This window comes from Streptomyces sp. NPDC101191 (assembly GCF_044767915.1).
GTDB lineage: Bacteria > Actinomycetota > Actinomycetes > Streptomycetales > Streptomycetaceae > Streptomyces.
In genome coordinates, this window is sequence record NZ_JBIWOU010000001.1 from 1258473 (window position 1) to 1274586 (window position 16114).

The window sequence follows — 16114 nt, forward strand, 5'->3', positions numbered from 1 at the left end:
CTAGGGAGCGACGAAGAGCCGCGGGAAACGGGGCCCTAGCCAGGGCTTGCGGCCCCAGGCGAGTGCCCGGCCGGTGGCCATCACCGGCACCGGGTCGATGCGCCCGAGCGCCATGAGCAGGAAGGCGACGGGCTCGGTCAGGATCGTGCAGTCGGCGCTGTCGACGGGGCCCGCGACCGTCGTGACCTTGCCGTCGGCGACGGTGGCGCCGAACTGGGCGCCGCCCCACAGGCGCACGCGGTACCGGGCGTTGAGCCCGGCCAGGGCGGCGGGGGCCGCCACCCGGGGCATCGCCGCGACCATGAACGGCAGCGTCAGCTCGACCCGGCCGCGGTCCAGCATGTGCGGGCGGCCGAGCGCCCGGGCCAGGTCGTAGCCGTGCCCGAGCATGTGGGTGAGCAGGTACGCGCCGAGCGCGGCCGGGCCGAGCGGGCCCATGGGGGTCTCCACGACCTCCTCCGGCGCGCGCTCCTCGACCGCGTCGAGGAAGGCCAGGGCCTGGTCGTGGATCAGGTCGGCGAGTGGCCCGGCGGCCCGCTCGGGGAAGGACGCCAGGGCCGCCTCGTTGGCCGCCGCGAGGCTCTCCGGGGTGCCGTCGCCGTAGGGCCGGAGCCGGCCGGCCGCCAGGTCGGCCATCAGCTCGTTGGCCTGGCCGAGATGGGCCGCGGCCTCACCGAACGTCCACGTCGAGCGCGGTACGGGACCAGCTGTGCCGGGCGCGGCCCGCACGACCTCGGCGATGTCCCGCGCGGTGCCGCGTATCGCCTCGCCGAGCCCTTCCGGCAGCACGCTCATGTCTCCCCCAGCTCACCCGCCCCGATGGATCAGGGCGCAAGAGTAGGGGCTGACCCCGCCCGGTGACCAGGGGTAACCCGGGGCGTCCAGCACGGGCTGCCCCTGGTCCCTTCCCGGGCCTCGGCCGGGGAGGACATGCGGACGGGTAGGACGGGCGGACGGGTAAGACACGCGGACGACGCCTCCTCGGACCGTCCTGGTGGACCCTGTGGAGGCACTCCCGCGACCATCCCGTCGGGCGCCCGCCGACAGCTCCTCTCCTCGTGCCGCCCCGGAGATCAGGCGCGGGCGAGCCGCAGCGTCAGGAGCTGGAAGGGGCGGAGTTCGATCGCCACCCCGTCCCGCTCCACCGGCAGCACCCCCGCGCCGTCCCCCTCCCGCGGCCGCTCCAACAGGTCGCAGAGCCGGGCGCCGGCGAGCGCGAAGCCGGCGGTGAGCCGGGTGCGCGCGCGGCCGCCCCGCGACTCGTAGAGGCGGACGACGACGTCGCCGCTGCCGTCGTCGGCGAGCTTGACCGCGCTCACGACCACGGCCTCGTCGCCGACGCCCACCAGGGGCACCACGTCGTCGCCTCCGGGCACGCGCCGCTCGGGCAGGTTGATGCCGTAGCCCTCGCGGACCGCGTCGCCCACGCCCGCGCCGGGCACGAGGGCGTGCCGGAAGCGGTGGACGCCCTGGTCGGTGTGGGGATCGGGGAAGCGGGGCGCGCGCAGCAGGGAGGCGCGGACGGTGGTCGTGGTGCCGCGGTCCTCGGGCCGTACGGTGCGGGTGACGTCGTGGCCGTACGTCGAGGCGGTGACGAGGGAGACGCCCCAGCCGGGCTCCTCGAAGTGGACGAACTTGTGGTTGCAGGCCTCGAACTTGGCCGCCTCCCAGCTGGTGTTGGTGTGTGTGGGGCGGTAGAGGTGCCCGAACTGGGTCTCGGCGGCGTAGCGGTCGGTGTGCAGGTCCAGCGGGAAGGCGGCCTTGAGGAACTTCTCCGTCTCGTGCCAGTCCACCTCGGTGTCGAGGTCGAGGCGCTTGGCGCCGGCGATGAGGGTGAGGGTCTGGACGGCGGTCGAGGCGCCGAAGGAGCGGGTGACACGGACGGAGACGGCCTCGGGACCGGCGTCGGTGACGAGCAGTTCGTCGACGTCGGTGAGGTCGGTGACCGTGTTGCGGTAGAAGCGGTCGACGTCCCAGGCGTCCCACATGTTCGGGAAGTCGGGGTGCAGCTGGAGGAGGTTGGCGGCGGCGCCGGGGGCGACGGTCTCGCGCCCGGTGTCGAGGTCGACGACGGAGACGACGAGTCCGCGTCCGTCCACGGCGACCCGCAGCAGCCCGTTGTCGAGGGCGAAGCCGCCCCCCTCCCGTGCCTCGACCGTGCAGCGGCCGGGCGCGTCGGGCAGCGCGTCCACGCGGCGGGCGCCGCCGGCGGGGACGCCCGAGCGGGCGTGCGGGGCGCTGTTGAAGAGGATCTCGGCGCTCCCGTCGCCGGCGAGGGCGCGCTGGGCGCGCTCGGTGATCGCGGTGAGCTGTCCGGCGACCGTGGCGTAGGTGCGTTCGGCCTCTCGGTGCACCCAGGCGATGGACGAGCCGGGCAGGATGTCGTGGAACTGGTGCAGCAGCACCGTCTTCCAGATCCGGTCCAACTCCGCGTACGGGTAGGGCAGTCCGGCGCGTACGGCAGCGGTCGCGGACCACAGCTCGGCCTCGCGCAGCAGGTTCTCGCTCGCCCGGTTGCCCTGCTTGGTGCGGGCCTGGCTGGTGAGGGTCGCGCGGTGCAACTCCAGATACAACTCACCTACCCATACGGGCGGTTCGGGATACTCGGCCTGGGCCTTGGCGAAGAACTCGGCGGGCCGTTCCCAGCGCACCCGGGCGGAGCCCTCCAGATCGCGCAGCCGCGCCGCCTTGGCGATCATCTCGCGGGTGGTGCCGCCGCCCCCGTCGCCCCAGCCGGTGGGCGCGATGGAGTGCGAGGCGCGCCCCTTGTCCTTGAAGTTGCGTACGGCGTGGGCGATCTCCCTGCCCTGCATGGAGCAGTTGTAGGTGTCGATCGGCGGGAAGTGGGTGAAGATCCGGGTGCCGTCGATGCCCTCCCACCAGAAAGTGTGGTGCGGGAAGGAGTTGACCTGGCTCCAGGAGATCTTCTGGGTGAGGAGCCACTTCGATCCGGCCTCCTTGATGATCTGCGGGAGCCCGCCGGCGAAGCCGAAGGTGTCGGGCAGCCAGGCCTCGTGGTTCTCGATGCCGAACTCGTCGAGGAAGAAGCGCTTGCCGTGCACGAACTGACGGGCCATCGCCTCGGACGAGGGCATGTTGGTGTCGGACTCGACCCACATGCCGCCGGCCGGGACGAAGCGTCCCTCGGCGACCGCCTTCTTGACCCGGGCGTACACCTCGGGCCGGTGCTCCTTGATCCACGCGTACTGCTGGGCCTGGGACATCGTGTAGACGAAGTCCGGCTCGCTCTCCAGGAGGGCGGTCATGTTGGCGGTGGTCCGTGCCACCTTGCGCACGGTCTCGCGCAGCGGCCACAGCCAGGCCGAGTCGATGTGGGCGTGGCCCACGGCGCTGATGCGGTGGGCGGAGGGCTCGGCGGGCGAGGCGAGGACGCCGGCCAGTTCGGCGCGGGCCGCGGCGGCGGTGCCGTTCACGTCCTGCAGGTCGACGGCGTCCAGGGCGCGTTCGACGGCGCGCAGGAGGTCCCAGCGGCGGGCGCCCTCGACGGGCAGCTCGGCCATGAGCTCGCCGAGCACTTCGAGGTCGACGACGAGCTCCCACACGGTCTCGTCGAAGACGGCCAGGTCCATGCGGGCGAGCCGGTACTGGGGCCGGTCGCCGGCGGTCTCCTTCTCGCCGAGCTCGGTGGGCAGGAAGGGGTGGTAGTCGAGGATCACCGGGTTGGACGCGGCCTCGACGTGCAGCAGCACCTCTTCGCCGCCGGCGGCGGGCGCGGCGATCCGCACCCACTGGTTGCGCGGGTGGAGGCCCTTCACCGGGCTGCCGTCGGGTCGGTAGACCAGGCCCTCGCACTGGAAGCCGGGCATGTTGGCGTCGAAGCCGAGGTCGATCAGCGCCTCGACGGTGCGGCCCGCCCACTCCCGGGGCACGGTGCCGGAGACGGTGAGCCAGCTCGTCCCCCAGGGTGCGCCCCAGGCGTCGCCGACGCCGATGGGGATGCGGGGTGCGGCGATGCCCTCGGCGACCGGTACGGGTTCGCCCGGGGCGGTCCAGATGCCCACGTCGAGCGGGACGGACTGCGGATGGATGGCCGGTCGGATGCGTTCGTCGAGCACCCGCTTGAGCCGGGACTCGACGAGGCTGCGGTCGTCATGCATGCGGAACTCTCCCAGGGGCGGGTGGCAAGAGGTCAGGGTCGGCCGGGCCGGTCGGCTCCGGGCGCGTCGGGGGCGACGAGCTCGGTGATGCCGCGGGCGGCGAGGTACGCGGGGTCGTCGGCACGGGCAGCGAGGACCACGGCCGGGCGGGCCCCGGCCGCGGCGAGCCGCATGAAGGCCTCGAAGTACGGTCCGCCGGGGCCGCACGCGGAGCGCTTGGCCGCGTCGTCCGGGAGGTCGACGACGAGCGCCGTGCTCCGGGCGGCCGGGCCCGGGCGGGCGGCACGGGCCTCGGCGACGGCCTCGGCGAGGGCCCGGCCCGCCGGCTTGACGTGGCGGTCGGTGGTCAACAGGCCGAGGCTGTATTCCAGTTCGGGGAAGTCGGCGAGTGACCGGTCGACGTCGTGGGAGCACCACCACGTGATACCCCACAGATCGGGGCAGTCGAGCGCGGCGGCGACGGTCGTACGGGTGAATTCGGCCGCGCGCTCCGGGGCGATGTGCGGGGCGGGCGCGCCGACCTCCTGGAGCCAGACGGGGCGCCGGGGGTCCTCCGCCCAGGCCTTGGAGAGCTCGACGAGATACGCGGCGTGCTGCCCGACGGCCACGGAATCGGCGCCGTACCGCTGCGCGGTGCCGTTGAAGACCCAGGAGTGGACGGCGGTGACGGCGCCGAGGCGGGCCGCGTGGGCGGGGGTGAAGGGATGGTCGTCGAGGTACCAGGCGGCGTCGTAGGCCGCGTGCAGGTGGAGCCGGCCCGGGGCGCCGGCCTCGCAGGCGGCGAGCATGCGGCGGAGCCAGGACTCGGCCTGGGCGGGGGTGGCACGGTCGGGGTCGGGGTGCGGGTCGCCGGAGAACTGGTTGATCTCGTTGCCGAGGGTCATGCCGAGGAAGTTCGGACGGTCGGCGAGGGCGGCGGCGAGGGTGCGCAGATAGGCGCTCTGGCCGTCGAGGACGGCGGGGTCGGTGAAGAGGTTGCGGCGGTGCCAGGTCCGGGTCCAGGAGGGCAGGAAGTCGAAGCTGGACAGGTGCCCCTGGAGGCCGTCGACGGCGACGTCGAGGCCGCGTTCGCCGGCCGCGTCGACGAGCGCGCCGAGCTGGTCGAGGGCGCGGGGACGGATCAGGGTGCGGTTCGGCTGGAAGAGCGGCCAGAGCGGGAACACGCGCACGTGGTCGAGGCCGAGGGCGGCGACGGAGTCGAGGTCGGCTCGTACGGCGTCGAGGTCGAAGTCGAGCCAGTGGTGGAACCAGCCCTGGCTGGGCGTGTAGTTGACGCCGAAGCGAGGTGTGGTGGCCCGCTCCGCGCGCGGACCGGAGGGCCGCCCGGCGGCGGGCTTGGGCTGACGGTTCGTCATGCGGGTGCGGTTCCTTCGGTGAGGCGGTGGAGCCGGGCGGGGTCGGCGGTCATCCCTTGATAGCTCCCTCCTCGACCCCCTTGAAGAAGAAGCGCTGGAGCACCGCGAACACGGCGACGATCGGCAGGAAGGCGATCATGGTGCCGGCGGCGATGAGCCGGGGATTGGCGGAGAACGTGCCGTCGAGGTACTGGAGTCCGACCGTGAGCGTGTACTTCTGCGGGTCGTTGAGCACGATCAGCGGCCACAGGAAGTCGTCCCAGGCGGCGATGAAGGTGAAGATGACGACGACGCTCAGCATGCCCCGCACGTTGGGCAGGGCCACGTGCACGAGCCGCTGCCGGACGTTGGCGCCGTCCACGAGCGCGGCGGCGTCGAGCTCAGGCGGCACGGCCCGGAAGGCCGTGTACATGAGGAGCACGTTGAGCATGGCGATGGCGCCGGGCAGGGCCACGCCGACGAGGGTGTCGGTGAGACCGAGGCTGCGGACGGTCACGTACTGGGAGACGATCGTGACCTCTCCGGGCAGCACCAGGGTGGCGACGAAGAGCCCGAGGGCGAGGCGCGCCCCGCGGAAGCGCAGCCGGGCGAGGGCGAATCCGGCGAGGGTGGTGCCCACGACGTTCCCGAGTACGGCGATGCCCGCCACGATCAGCGAGTTGGCGGCGTAGGTCCACACCGGGACGGTGTCGGCGACGCGGGCGTAGTTGTCGAGGGTCGGGTCCGCCGGCAGGAAGCCCGGGGTGCGGGACCAGACGTCCTCGCCGGGCCCCTTGAGCGAGGTGGACAGCTGCCACAGGAAGGGGCCGACGGTGAGGAGCAGGACGAGGACGAGAAGGAGGTAGCGGACCGCCTTCTCGGCGGCGGGCGCGGTGCGGCCGGGTGCGCTCATGCCGTCATGCCGCCTTCCGGTTGAGCCGGGCCAGGACGATCATCGGGCCGACGGTGAGGACGAAGAGCAGCACGCTGAGGGCGGAGGCGTAACCGATGTGCCCGGTGAAGCCGCGGCTGTACATCTGGATGAGCATGACCACCGACATGTCGCGCCCGCCGGGGCCGCCGGTGCCGTGGGAGAGCACGTACAGCTCGGAGAAGATCCGTAGCGCGGACACCGAGATGAGCACGGAGATCAGGAGCATGGCGGGCCGGACGCCGGGAAGGGTGACGTGCCAGAAGCGGCGGAGTCGGGAGGCCCCGTCGACGGCGGCGGCCTCGTGGAGTTCGCGGCCGACGTTCCCCAGCGCGGACAGGTAGATCACCATGTAGTAGCCGAGCCCCTTCCACACCGTGAGTGCCATGGCGCTGAGCAGCAGCAGCCAGCGGTCGGTGAGGAAGGAGACGGGGTGGTCGGCGAGACCGAGCTGCTGGAGCATGCCGTTGAGCAGGCCCCGTTCGTCGAGCAGCCAGCCCCAGATGATGCCGACGACGACGGCGGAGGCGACGACCGGGGTGTAGAAGGCCGTGCGGAAGAACGTGATGCCGGGGAGCCGCTTCTCCACGAGGAGCGCGAGCAGCAGCGGCAGCACGGTGAGCAGGGGCAGGCAGACGAGGAGGTAGAGGACGCTGTTGACGAGGGCGTCCGTCAGCTGCGCGTCGTCCAGGGCCCGTTCGTAGTTGGCGAGGCCGGTGAAGTGTCCTCCGCCGAGCGGCTTGGCGTTGGTGAAGGACAGGATCACCGTGTTGATCGCGGGCCACAGGTTGAAGACGGCGAGCCAGAGCAGGGCGGGACCGGCGAGCAGCCAGGGCGTGAACCAGCGCCGGTGGGTCATGGGAAGCCTTCCGTGGGTCCGGTCGGTGCCGAGGGGCCGGCCGTTCAGTCCTCGAGGAGCTGGTTGGCGCGGGCGGCCGCCGTGTCGAGGGCCTCCTTGGAGCCGCTCTGGCCGCTGACGGCGAGGGCGATCTGCTGGTTGACGAGTGTCTTGATCGCGTCGTTCGCCTGGACGGGTTCGAGGACGCGGGCGGAGGACAGCGAACGGAAGGCGAGGACCTTGGCGTCACCGGCGTTGCTGCCGTCGCTCCTGCTGAAGAACGGGTCGGCACCGGACGCCGTGGTGGAGGGGAAGATGCTGGTCTCGCGGGCGAACGCGGCCTGGTTCTCGGCGTTGGTGACCCAGCGGGCGAGAGCGAGGGCCGCGGCCGGGTTCCTGGTGTTCTTCGGGATGGACAGGCCCTGGACGTACAGCGGCGGCGTGCCCATGGGCGCCGAGGGGACCACCTTGGGGGCGAGCGTCGGATTGTCGACGGCCAGGCTGGTGATGTAGTTGGCGCCGGCGGTGGTCCACGCGGCGGTGCCGGAGCTGAAGAGCTTGGTGTTGCCCGCGTAGGTCTCGGTGAGGACGTCCTTGGGCAGCAGGCCCTCCTTGAAGGCCGCGCGGTAGGTGTCGAGGACGGCCGCGGCCTCGGGGGTGTTGAAGGTGAAGGTCTTCCCGTCCGGGGACATGATCGGGACGCCGGCGTTGGCCAGGTCCATCAGGTTGGGCTTGCGGCTCATGAGATAGGTCTTGCCGCCGGACCTGGCCTTGACGGTACGGGCGGCGGCGACGAGCTGCTCGAGCGAGGCCGGGGGCTTCCTGGGGTCCAGACCGTAGGCGGTGAGGAGCTCGCCGTTCCAGTAGTTGACGTCGGTGTTGAGGTACCAGGGATAGCCGAAGGTGCCCTGCCGGCCGGGGAAGCGGTACGCGTCGAGGCCGCCCTTGACGTAGTCGCGGGAAGCGGCGGGGTCGGAGGCGGCGATGTCGAGCAGCAGGTTCTGCTTGACGAGCGGCAGCGCGAAGTCCGGCGGCAGGTTGACGACGTCGGGGAGGGTGCCGCCGGCGGACTGGCTGAGGACCTTCTCGGAGTAGCCCTCGCCCGGCTGGTCGAGCCACTCGACCTCGGTGCCCGGGTACTTCTTCTCGAAGCCGGAGATCACCCCTTCCATGTAGGCGGTGAACTTCGGCTTGAGGGCCCAGGTCTGGAGCGAGACCTTGCCCGTGACCTCGCCGCCGGTGGCGACCGGTCCGGGCCGGCCGGAGTCCTCGGAGCCGCCGAGGCCACAGCCGGCCAGGGTCACGGCCGCCACGGCGGCGGCGGTCCACCGGCCCCACAGGCCGCTTCGAATGTGTCGCACGAGGGTGTCTCCTTGCTCGGACGTCGCGGGGAGTTGCGCGGACCTTGCTTGACTAAACCGCTCTAGCGATGCGGGACTATGCTCCCGGCTAAACTCCGGTGTCAAGAGAGCATGCGGAAACGCGCAGGACGAGGGGGCGCCCGATGGCCCGACCGACCATCGCCGACATCGCCCGGGAGGCGGGTGTCTCCAAGGGCGCCGTCTCCTTCGCGCTCAACGGGCGTCCGGGCGTCAGCGAGGCCACCCGGGAGCGCATCCTGCGGGTGGCCGAGCGGATGAACTGGCGCCCGCACAGCGCCGCCCGCGCCCTCGGCGGGGCCCGGGCCGGAGCCGTCGGCCTGGTCCTCGCGCGGCCCGCCCGCACCATCGGGCTCGAACCCTTCTTCGGCCAGCTGCTCTCCGGGCTCCAGGCGGCGCTCTCCACCCGCGGCACCGCGCTGCAGCTCCTGGTCGTCGAGGACACGGCGGCCGAGATCGAGGTCTACCGGCGCTGGACCTCCGAGCACCGCGTGGACGGCTTCGTGCTGGTCGACCTGCAGGTGCGCGACCCGCGCATCGCGGTCCTCGAGGAACTCGGCGTGCCGACCGTGGTCCTCGGCGGGCCCGGCCGGCACGGGCGGCTGCCCGCCGTGTGGGCGGACGACCGGGAGGCGATGACCTCGATCGTGGAGTACCTGGCGGCCCTCGGGCACCGCCGGATCGCCCATCTCGCCGGGCTCACCTCCTTCCAGCACACCCAGCGCCGGATCCGCGCGGTGCGGGACGCGGCGCGCCGGCTCGGCCTCGACGAGGCGGTGTCCGTGCCCACCGACTTCAGCGACGCGGAGGGCGCCGCCGCCACCCGGGCGCTGCTGGCCCGGCCGGGGCGGCAGCGGCCGACGGCGCTCGTGTACGACAGCGACGTGATGGCCGTGGCGGGCCTCGGGGTCGCCGCCGAGATGGGGGTCGCGGTGCCCGGCGAGGTGTCGATCGTGTCGTTCGACGACTCGGCGCTCGCCCGGATCGTCCACCCCGCGCTCACCGCGCTCTCCCGCGACACCTTCGCCCTCGGAGAGCAGGTGGCCACGACCCTGCTCACCGTGCTCGACGACCCGTCCTCGGCGCAGGACGTCCGGAACCCGACGCCGCGCCTGACGGTCCGTGAGAGCACGGCGGGCCCGGCCGCCGGCCGGGGTGGCCGGCCGACGCCCTCTTGACCCTGTCACTAAAGCCCTTTAGCCTCCGCACCGAACGAAACTCCGCACCGTCGCGCCACCGGCACCACCAGCCCCTTCCCCCTCTGCTGGACCGGAGCTCCGATGAGACGACCCCTGCATCTCCTCCTGGCCGCGGCCCTGTCCGCGGTCGCGCTCGGCCTCGCCGCCACACCGGGCGCGTCGGCGTCCGACAACGTTGTCGCCGATGCCGCGGGCACCCAGCCGTACGCCTCGTACTGGTACCCGAACACGATCCTGAACTGGGATCCGGCCACGGATCCCGACGCCCGGTTCAACCGCGCGCGCGTCCCGCTCAAGGCCCGGGTCTCCGACCCGGCGCTGAAGGCGAACGCGAACGCCCGGGCGGGGGAGGGCCAGGTCGCCTCCCTGGTGTCCTTCGCGCCGACCTCGAACAACCCCTCACAGGGCTCGCTCGATCCGCGTTACTACGCCTTCGGGCACTGGCAGTACGTCGACAAGCTGGTCTTCTGGGGAGGTTCGGCCGGCGAGGGGCTGATCCTCGCGCCGAATCCGACCGTGATCGACGCCGCCCACCGCAACGGCGTGAAGGTGTACGGCACGGTGTTCTTCCCGCCCACCGCGTACGGCGGCCAGATCCAGTGGGTGCGGGACTTCGTCCAGAAGTCCGGCACCCGCTACCCCGTCGCCGACAAGCTGGCCCAGGCCGCGCAGTACTACGGCTTCGACGGCTGGTTCATCAACCAGGAGACGGCCGGCGGCGACAGCGCCCTCGCGACCGAGATGCGCAACACCCTGCGGTACGCCCGCTCACTCGGGCCCGTCGAGTTCATGTGGTACGACGCGATGACCGAGTCCGGCTCGGTCAGCTGGCAGGACGCCCTCACCACCGCCAACGACGCCTTCCTGCAGGAGGGTTCGCAGCGCACGAGCGACTCGATGTTCCTCGACTTCGGCTGGGGCGCCGCCGCCCTGGACTCCTCCCGTACCCTCGCCCGCTCCCTCGGCCGCGGCGAGTACGAGCTGTTCGCCGGGGTGGACACCGAGGCCAACGGCTACGACACGAGCGTCCCGTGGAGCGCCGTCTTCCCGGCCGGCCGGCCGCACACCACCTCGCTCGGCCTCTACCGCCCCGAGTGGACGCACAACTCCTCGACCGGCCGGGCCGATTCGTACGCGCGCGAGGCCCGCTACTGGGACGGCGCCAACGGCGACCCCTCCGACACCACGACCACGTCCTCGTGGAAGGGCCTCGCGACCTACGTCGCCGAGTCGTCGCCGGTCACCGCCAAACCCTTCGTGACCTCCTTCGACGCCGGACAGGGCGACTTCTACCACTCCGGCGGCGTGAAGGTCTCCACGAGTGGCTGGAACAACCTCTCCCTGCAGGACGTGCCGCCGACCTACCGCTGGCTGGTCACGTCCACCGGGACGAAGCTCAAGCCCTCGATCGACTTCACCGACGCCTACGAGGGCGGCTCGGCGCTGCGACTCACCGGTGTCCTGGACGCGGTGAACACCGTCCGGCTGTACCAGTCGAGGCTCCCGGTCGCGGCCGACACCAAGCTGTCCGTGGTGCTGAAGACCCCGGCCGCCGGACCGACCCGACTGAAGGCGGCGGTGTCGTTCACCGACTCCCCCACCACTTTCACCACCCTCGACCTCGGCTCCACCACGACGGCGGGCTGGGAGCGCAGGACGCTGGACCTGTCCGCGTACGCCGGGCGCACCGTCGCCCAGATCGGCCTCCAGACCACCGGCACGGCCGCCTCGTACGACGTCCGGGTGGGCCAACTCGCGGTCTACGACGGCACGGTGGACGTTCCGTCGGCCCCTTCGGCGCCCACCGTGCTCGGCTCGACGGACACGGGCGCCACGAGCAGGTCACTGCGGATGGCGTGGACGGCCTCGGCCGCCGGGGACGTGCACCACTACGAGGTGTACCGCCGCAATCCCGACGGCAGCCGCACCTTCCTCGGTGCCACGCCCAACGACAGCTACTTCGTACCGCGGCTCGACCGGGTCGGCGCCGAGACGAGCACCACGCTCGACGTGGAGGCGGTCTCCACCGAATACGGCCGCTCGTCCGCCGCGAGCACCACGGTCACGTGGGCGGCGACCGGTGAGGTCAACCTGGCCCTGAACCGTCCCGCGACCGCCTCCGGGCAGTGCAACACCACCGAGACCCCGGCCAAAGCCGTCAACGGCAGCACCTCCGGCGGCAACGGTGACAAGTGGTGCGCGCTCACGGGCGCCAAGTGGCTGGAGGTGGACCTCGGCGCGTCCCGGTCCGTCGGCCGTTTCGTGGTGAAGCACGCGGCGGCGGGCGGCGAGAGCGCGAGCTGGAACACCCGCGACTTCACCGTCGAGGTGCGCGACGGCGCGTCGGAGCCGTGGAGGACCGCCGTGACCGTCACCGGCAACACGGCGGCGACCACGACCCACCCGGTGTCCGTCACCGCCCGCTATGTGCGCCTGTCGATCACGAAGCCGACGCAGACGACGGACCCGGCCGCCCGCGTCTACGAGTTCGAGGCCTGGGGGGCGTAGCCGAACGGCCGGGTGGCCGGGGGCGGGTGGCCGGAGGCGGGTGGCCGGAGGCGGGCGGGGCCGACGCTCAGCCGGTCCGGGGCTTCTGGCGGTCCGGGGCCGACATGGCGCGGCCCACGTCCGCCCCCTGACCGTCCGGCGGCGCCGGGGCCTGTCGCCCGGGCCGGGGCCGTGGTCGGATGGCGGGCATGACTGCCCTCAGCCGTACGTACACGGACGCATGCCGGGACGGGAACGCGGGCTTGCGGGACGCGGTCGCGCGCGCCGCCTTCCCACCGGCCTTCGACGAGGCGTGGCGGCGGCATCTGCTGCCGCGGCCCTGGTTCGTACCGGAGGCGGAGACCCGGGAGTTCGCGCGGGACCTGGAGGAGTTGTTCGAGCTGCTCGTCTCGCTCCCGGACCGGCTCTTCGACGGCGACGCCGAGCGGTACGCGAAGGAGCTCGGCCTCGACCCCTGGCATGCCGCCCTGCTGCGCCGGTGCTCCGACGGGCGTCCGGCGCGGCTGGGCCGGGCCGACGCGTACCACGACGGCACCGGTTACCGGCTCCTGGAGTTCAACCTCGGCAGCGAGGTCGGGGGCATGGACATGGCGGTGTGCAACGACGGCCTGCTGCGGGTCGGGGAGTTCGCCGCCTTCGCCGCCGCGCACGGTCTGGCCCACGTGGACACGGCGGCGCGGCTCGCGGAGGACCTGCGCGAACGGGCCGGGGCCGCGCTGTCCGGCGGCGGCGCGGAGCCGGTGATCGGGCTCGTCGAGGGCAACGGGGGCATCGGCCCGTACGGCACGCTGATGCGGGCCTTCCAGGAGGCGATGGCCGCGCAGGGGCTCGAGCTGCGGATCGGCGAGCTCGGCGACGTACGCACCCGGCCCGACGGCAAGCTGACCCTCGGCGGCGCCCCGCTCGATCTGGTCCTGCGTAACTTCGGGGCGCGTCAGCTGCTCGACGACCCGGCGGGGCCGGAGGCCGCGGAGCACCTGTTCCGTGCGCACGAGGCCGGCCGGACCGTGCTGTACACGTCGCTGGAGAGCGGTCTGTACGCGCACAAGAACGCGCTCGCCCTGCTGTCCGACCCGCGCTGGGCCACGGCCTTCGACGCCGTCGAACGGGACCTGGTGGACCGGGTCCTACCGTGGAGCCGGACGCTGGGCCGGACGGCTTCGCCCGATCTGCTCGACGTGTGCCGGGAGCGCCGGGAGCACCTGATCCTCAAGCCCGGCGCCGGGCACGGCGGTCTGGACACGTTCGTCGGCTGGGAGTGCGACGACGACGCGTGGCGGGAGGCACTGGCCATCGCGGTGGACCACGGCTACCTGGCCCAGGAGCGCGTGGTGCCACGGCCCGAGCCGGTGCTCGACCCGGTGACGGGGGCGGTCGACGACCGGGTCGCCGCCGTGGGCGTCTTCCTCACCTCCCGCGGCTACGCGGGCGCGCACGCCCGGGTGAACCGGGCGGACGCCGGCGCGATCGTCGGGATGAGTGCCAATCCCGACACCCGGATGGCCTGCGTGTTCTCCCACCCCTGAACGAGGGCGGCCGGAACCGTGGACGGGCATGTCCGGTCCGGTCACTGTGCCGCGCGTCCGGTCACGCTGCCGCGCCGGAGGGCAAGGGCGGGGCGGGGCGGCACCGGGTGGGCGAGGCGGAGTGGGGCGGGGCCCTGGTGGGACCCCGCCCCGGCACTCCGTGTGCTCAGCGCAGTCCGGCCGCGTTCGCCGGGCTGTCGTCGAGGAAGCCGCCGGACTGGTGCTGCCACAGCTTGGCGTACGGGCCGTCCGCGGCGAGCAGTTCCTGGTGGGAGCCCTGCTCGATGACCCGTCCGCGGTCGAGGACGACGAGCCGGTCCATGCCGGCCACCGTGCTCAGGCGGTGCGCCACCACGAGGGCCGTCCGCCCCTCCATCAGCCGCCAGAGCGCGTCCTGGACGAGGATCTCGCTCTCGGAGTCGAGGGCGCTGGTCGCCTCGTCGAGCAGCAGGATCGGCGCGTCGCGGAGGATCGCCCGGGCGAGGGCGACCCGCTGGCGCTGCCCGCCGGACAGCTTCACCCCGCGCTCGCCGACCATGGTGTCGAAGCCCTCCGGCAGCGCGTCGGCGAACTCCGTGACGTGCGCCGCCTCGGCGGCGCGGCGGATCTCGGCGTCGGTGGCAGCGGGCCGGGCGAAGGCGATGTTGTCCCGCAGGGTGCGGTGGAACATCGCCGGTTCCTGCGGTACGTACGCGATCAGGCTGCGCAGGTCGGCCTGGGACATCCGGCTGATGTCCTGGCCGCCGATCAGGATCCGGCCGGCGTCGACGTCGGTCATGCGCAGCAGCAGGCGGGTGAGGGTGGTCTTGCCGCCGCCGGACCGGCCGACGAGGCCGATCCTGGTGCCGGCGGGCACGTCCAGGTCGAGCTCCTCGAAGAGCGGCTTCGCTCCCCCGTGGGAGAAGGTCACCCGCTCGAACCGCACGTCGGCGGCCCGGGACCGCAGGGGCTCCGGGGCCTCCGGGTCCACCACGGTCGGGGGGACGAGGAGCAGTTCGGTGAACTGGGCCGCCTCCGTCATCGAGCTCTCCAGACGGCGGTAGATCTGGTTGAACTCGAACATGATGCGGGTCGCGTTGGAGTAGTACGTGAAGGCCACGATGACCGCCTCCACGCCGTGCTCGCCGGCGCCGAGCGCGAGCGCGACGGTCAGACCGAGCACGTTGGTCAGCACGGACATGGGGGCGACCAGCGTGTCGATGCGCAGGTTGCCGTAGTCCCACGAGCGCAGCGTCAGCCGCCTCGACTCGGCCACGCGGGAGCGGTGTTCGGCCGCCTCGCGCTCCTCGGCGGCGAACGCGCGGACGGTGTCCATGTTCATCAGGCTGTCGGCGACGTGGCCCGACACCCGGGCGATCGCCTCCTCGCGCTCCCCGACGAGCACCTGACGGCGCCGGATCAGCGGCGTCACGCACACCGCCGTGACGAGGATCATCACGAGGAGGCCGACGACGAGCAGCGGCTCGTACATCCAGAGGACGACGGACGCGAAGGTGAGGGGCACGAAGCTGCCCATGACGTTGAAGGTGAGCGTGTCGACGAACTCCTCGAAGCGGGAGGCGAAGCTGAGCACCCGCTTGGTGAGCGAACCCGCGAAGTTGTCGTGGAAGAACGCGGCGTCCTTGGCGAAGAGTTCGTCCATGCCGACGACGTAGAGGTGCTCGATGCCGAGGGCGTCGAGCCGGTTCAGGCAGTGCAGACCGACGCGCCAGAGCGCCTCGGAGAGCAGCAGGACCACGGCGAAGGCGAGGACGTAGGGCAGCATGGCGCCGAGCCCCGTCCCGGAGCCGTCCGCGCCGTCGCCGGCGATGTGCCCGACGAGCTTGGCGACGATCAGCGGCGCGATGTAGGCGATGCCGATGTTGCCCAGCGCCGGGAGCAGCATCGCGGGCACGGTCATCCGGCGGAGCCGGCCCAGCTCCCGTCCGTAGTGTCGAAGTGCGAGAAGTACCGGGCCGCGGCCCGGCGTACCTTTGTCTGATTCAGGCGAATCCATTCCAACCCTGCTTAGTCGGACCCCCAGGGACAGAACTCGCAGTCTCCCGCGACCGTCCCCACGCCGTCCAAGCGTTTTCCGGGGCGCACTTCGGGCGCGCGGGGTCACCGGGGCGGGCTCGTCGAGGCGCACGCCCGGGCCGTACGCGGGGCTCGTACGCGGGGTCCTGCGAAGCCGTACGGGGGCGCGCGGTGAGCCCGTACGGGGTCCACCCAGGGGTCTTTCGGGGAAGGAGCGCAAGCGCCGGGTCGGGCCCGACGCCGGACGGCCGATGGTCGCCAGCCG

10 protein-coding genes are annotated in these 16114 nt (G+C 72.6%); 3 read left to right on the plus strand and 7 right to left on the minus strand.

Annotated features, from left to right (window positions below; translation table 11 throughout):
* From ACIRQF_RS05500 to ACIRQF_RS05525, 6 genes are all read right to left on the minus strand, one after another.
* Positions 1 to 795 carry a maleylpyruvate isomerase family mycothiol-dependent enzyme gene (locus ACIRQF_RS05500; RefSeq protein ID WP_404089068.1) on the minus strand — a complete coding sequence of 265 codons (795 nt, stop codon included), beginning with the start codon at positions 793 to 795 and terminating at the stop codon, positions 1 to 3.
* A gap of 278 nt (positions 796 to 1073) precedes the next feature.
* Entirely contained in the window at positions 1074 to 4118 is a 3045-nt protein-coding gene (locus ACIRQF_RS05505; protein WP_404089070.1) for an alpha-mannosidase, read from the minus strand.
* 32 nt (positions 4119 to 4150) lie between these two features.
* On the minus strand, positions 4151 to 5473 hold the full coding sequence (locus ACIRQF_RS05510; RefSeq protein WP_404089072.1) for a glycosyl hydrolase: 1323 nt from the start codon (positions 5471 to 5473) through the stop codon (positions 4151 to 4153).
* 49 nt (positions 5474 to 5522) lie between these two features.
* Complete coding sequence (locus ACIRQF_RS05515) at positions 5523 to 6365, minus strand: carbohydrate ABC transporter permease (RefSeq protein WP_404089074.1); 843 nt, start codon at positions 6363 to 6365, stop codon at positions 5523 to 5525.
* Positions 6366 to 6369: 4 nt separating this feature from the next.
* Positions 6370 to 7242 (minus strand): carbohydrate ABC transporter permease, encoded by an 873-nt coding sequence (locus tag ACIRQF_RS05520; protein WP_376631029.1) that lies wholly within the window; start codon positions 7240 to 7242, stop codon positions 6370 to 6372.
* A gap of 44 nt (positions 7243 to 7286) precedes the next feature.
* Positions 7287 to 8582 carry an ABC transporter substrate-binding protein gene (locus ACIRQF_RS05525; RefSeq protein ID WP_404089076.1) on the minus strand — a complete coding sequence of 432 codons (1296 nt, stop codon included), beginning with the start codon at positions 8580 to 8582 and terminating at the stop codon, positions 7287 to 7289.
* A 143-nt stretch (positions 8583 to 8725) separates the two neighbouring features.
* On the opposite strand from ACIRQF_RS05525, the gene ACIRQF_RS05530 reads away from it, so the two are divergent.
* The 3 genes from ACIRQF_RS05530 to ACIRQF_RS05540 all read left to right on the plus strand — a co-directional run bounded on the left by ACIRQF_RS05530 (position 8726) and on the right by ACIRQF_RS05540 (position 13833).
* Positions 8726 to 9778, plus strand: coding sequence for a LacI family DNA-binding transcriptional regulator (locus ACIRQF_RS05530; RefSeq protein WP_404089078.1), 1053 nt, complete (start codon positions 8726 to 8728; stop codon positions 9776 to 9778).
* 102 nt (positions 9779 to 9880) lie between these two features.
* On the plus strand, positions 9881 to 12307 hold the full coding sequence (locus tag ACIRQF_RS05535) for a discoidin domain-containing protein (RefSeq protein WP_404089080.1): 2427 nt from the start codon (positions 9881 to 9883) through the stop codon (positions 12305 to 12307).
* A gap of 188 nt (positions 12308 to 12495) precedes the next feature.
* A complete protein-coding gene (locus tag ACIRQF_RS05540) occupies positions 12496 to 13833 on the plus strand; it encodes a hypothetical protein (RefSeq protein WP_404089082.1) in 1338 nt (445 codons plus the stop codon).
* A 166-nt stretch (positions 13834 to 13999) separates the two neighbouring features.
* On the opposite strand, the gene ACIRQF_RS05545 is transcribed toward ACIRQF_RS05540, so the two are convergent.
* Positions 14000 to 15829 (minus strand): ABC transporter ATP-binding protein, encoded by a 1830-nt coding sequence (locus ACIRQF_RS05545; protein WP_404089084.1) that lies wholly within the window; start codon positions 15827 to 15829, stop codon positions 14000 to 14002.
* Positions 15830 to 16114 lie beyond the last annotated feature (285 nt).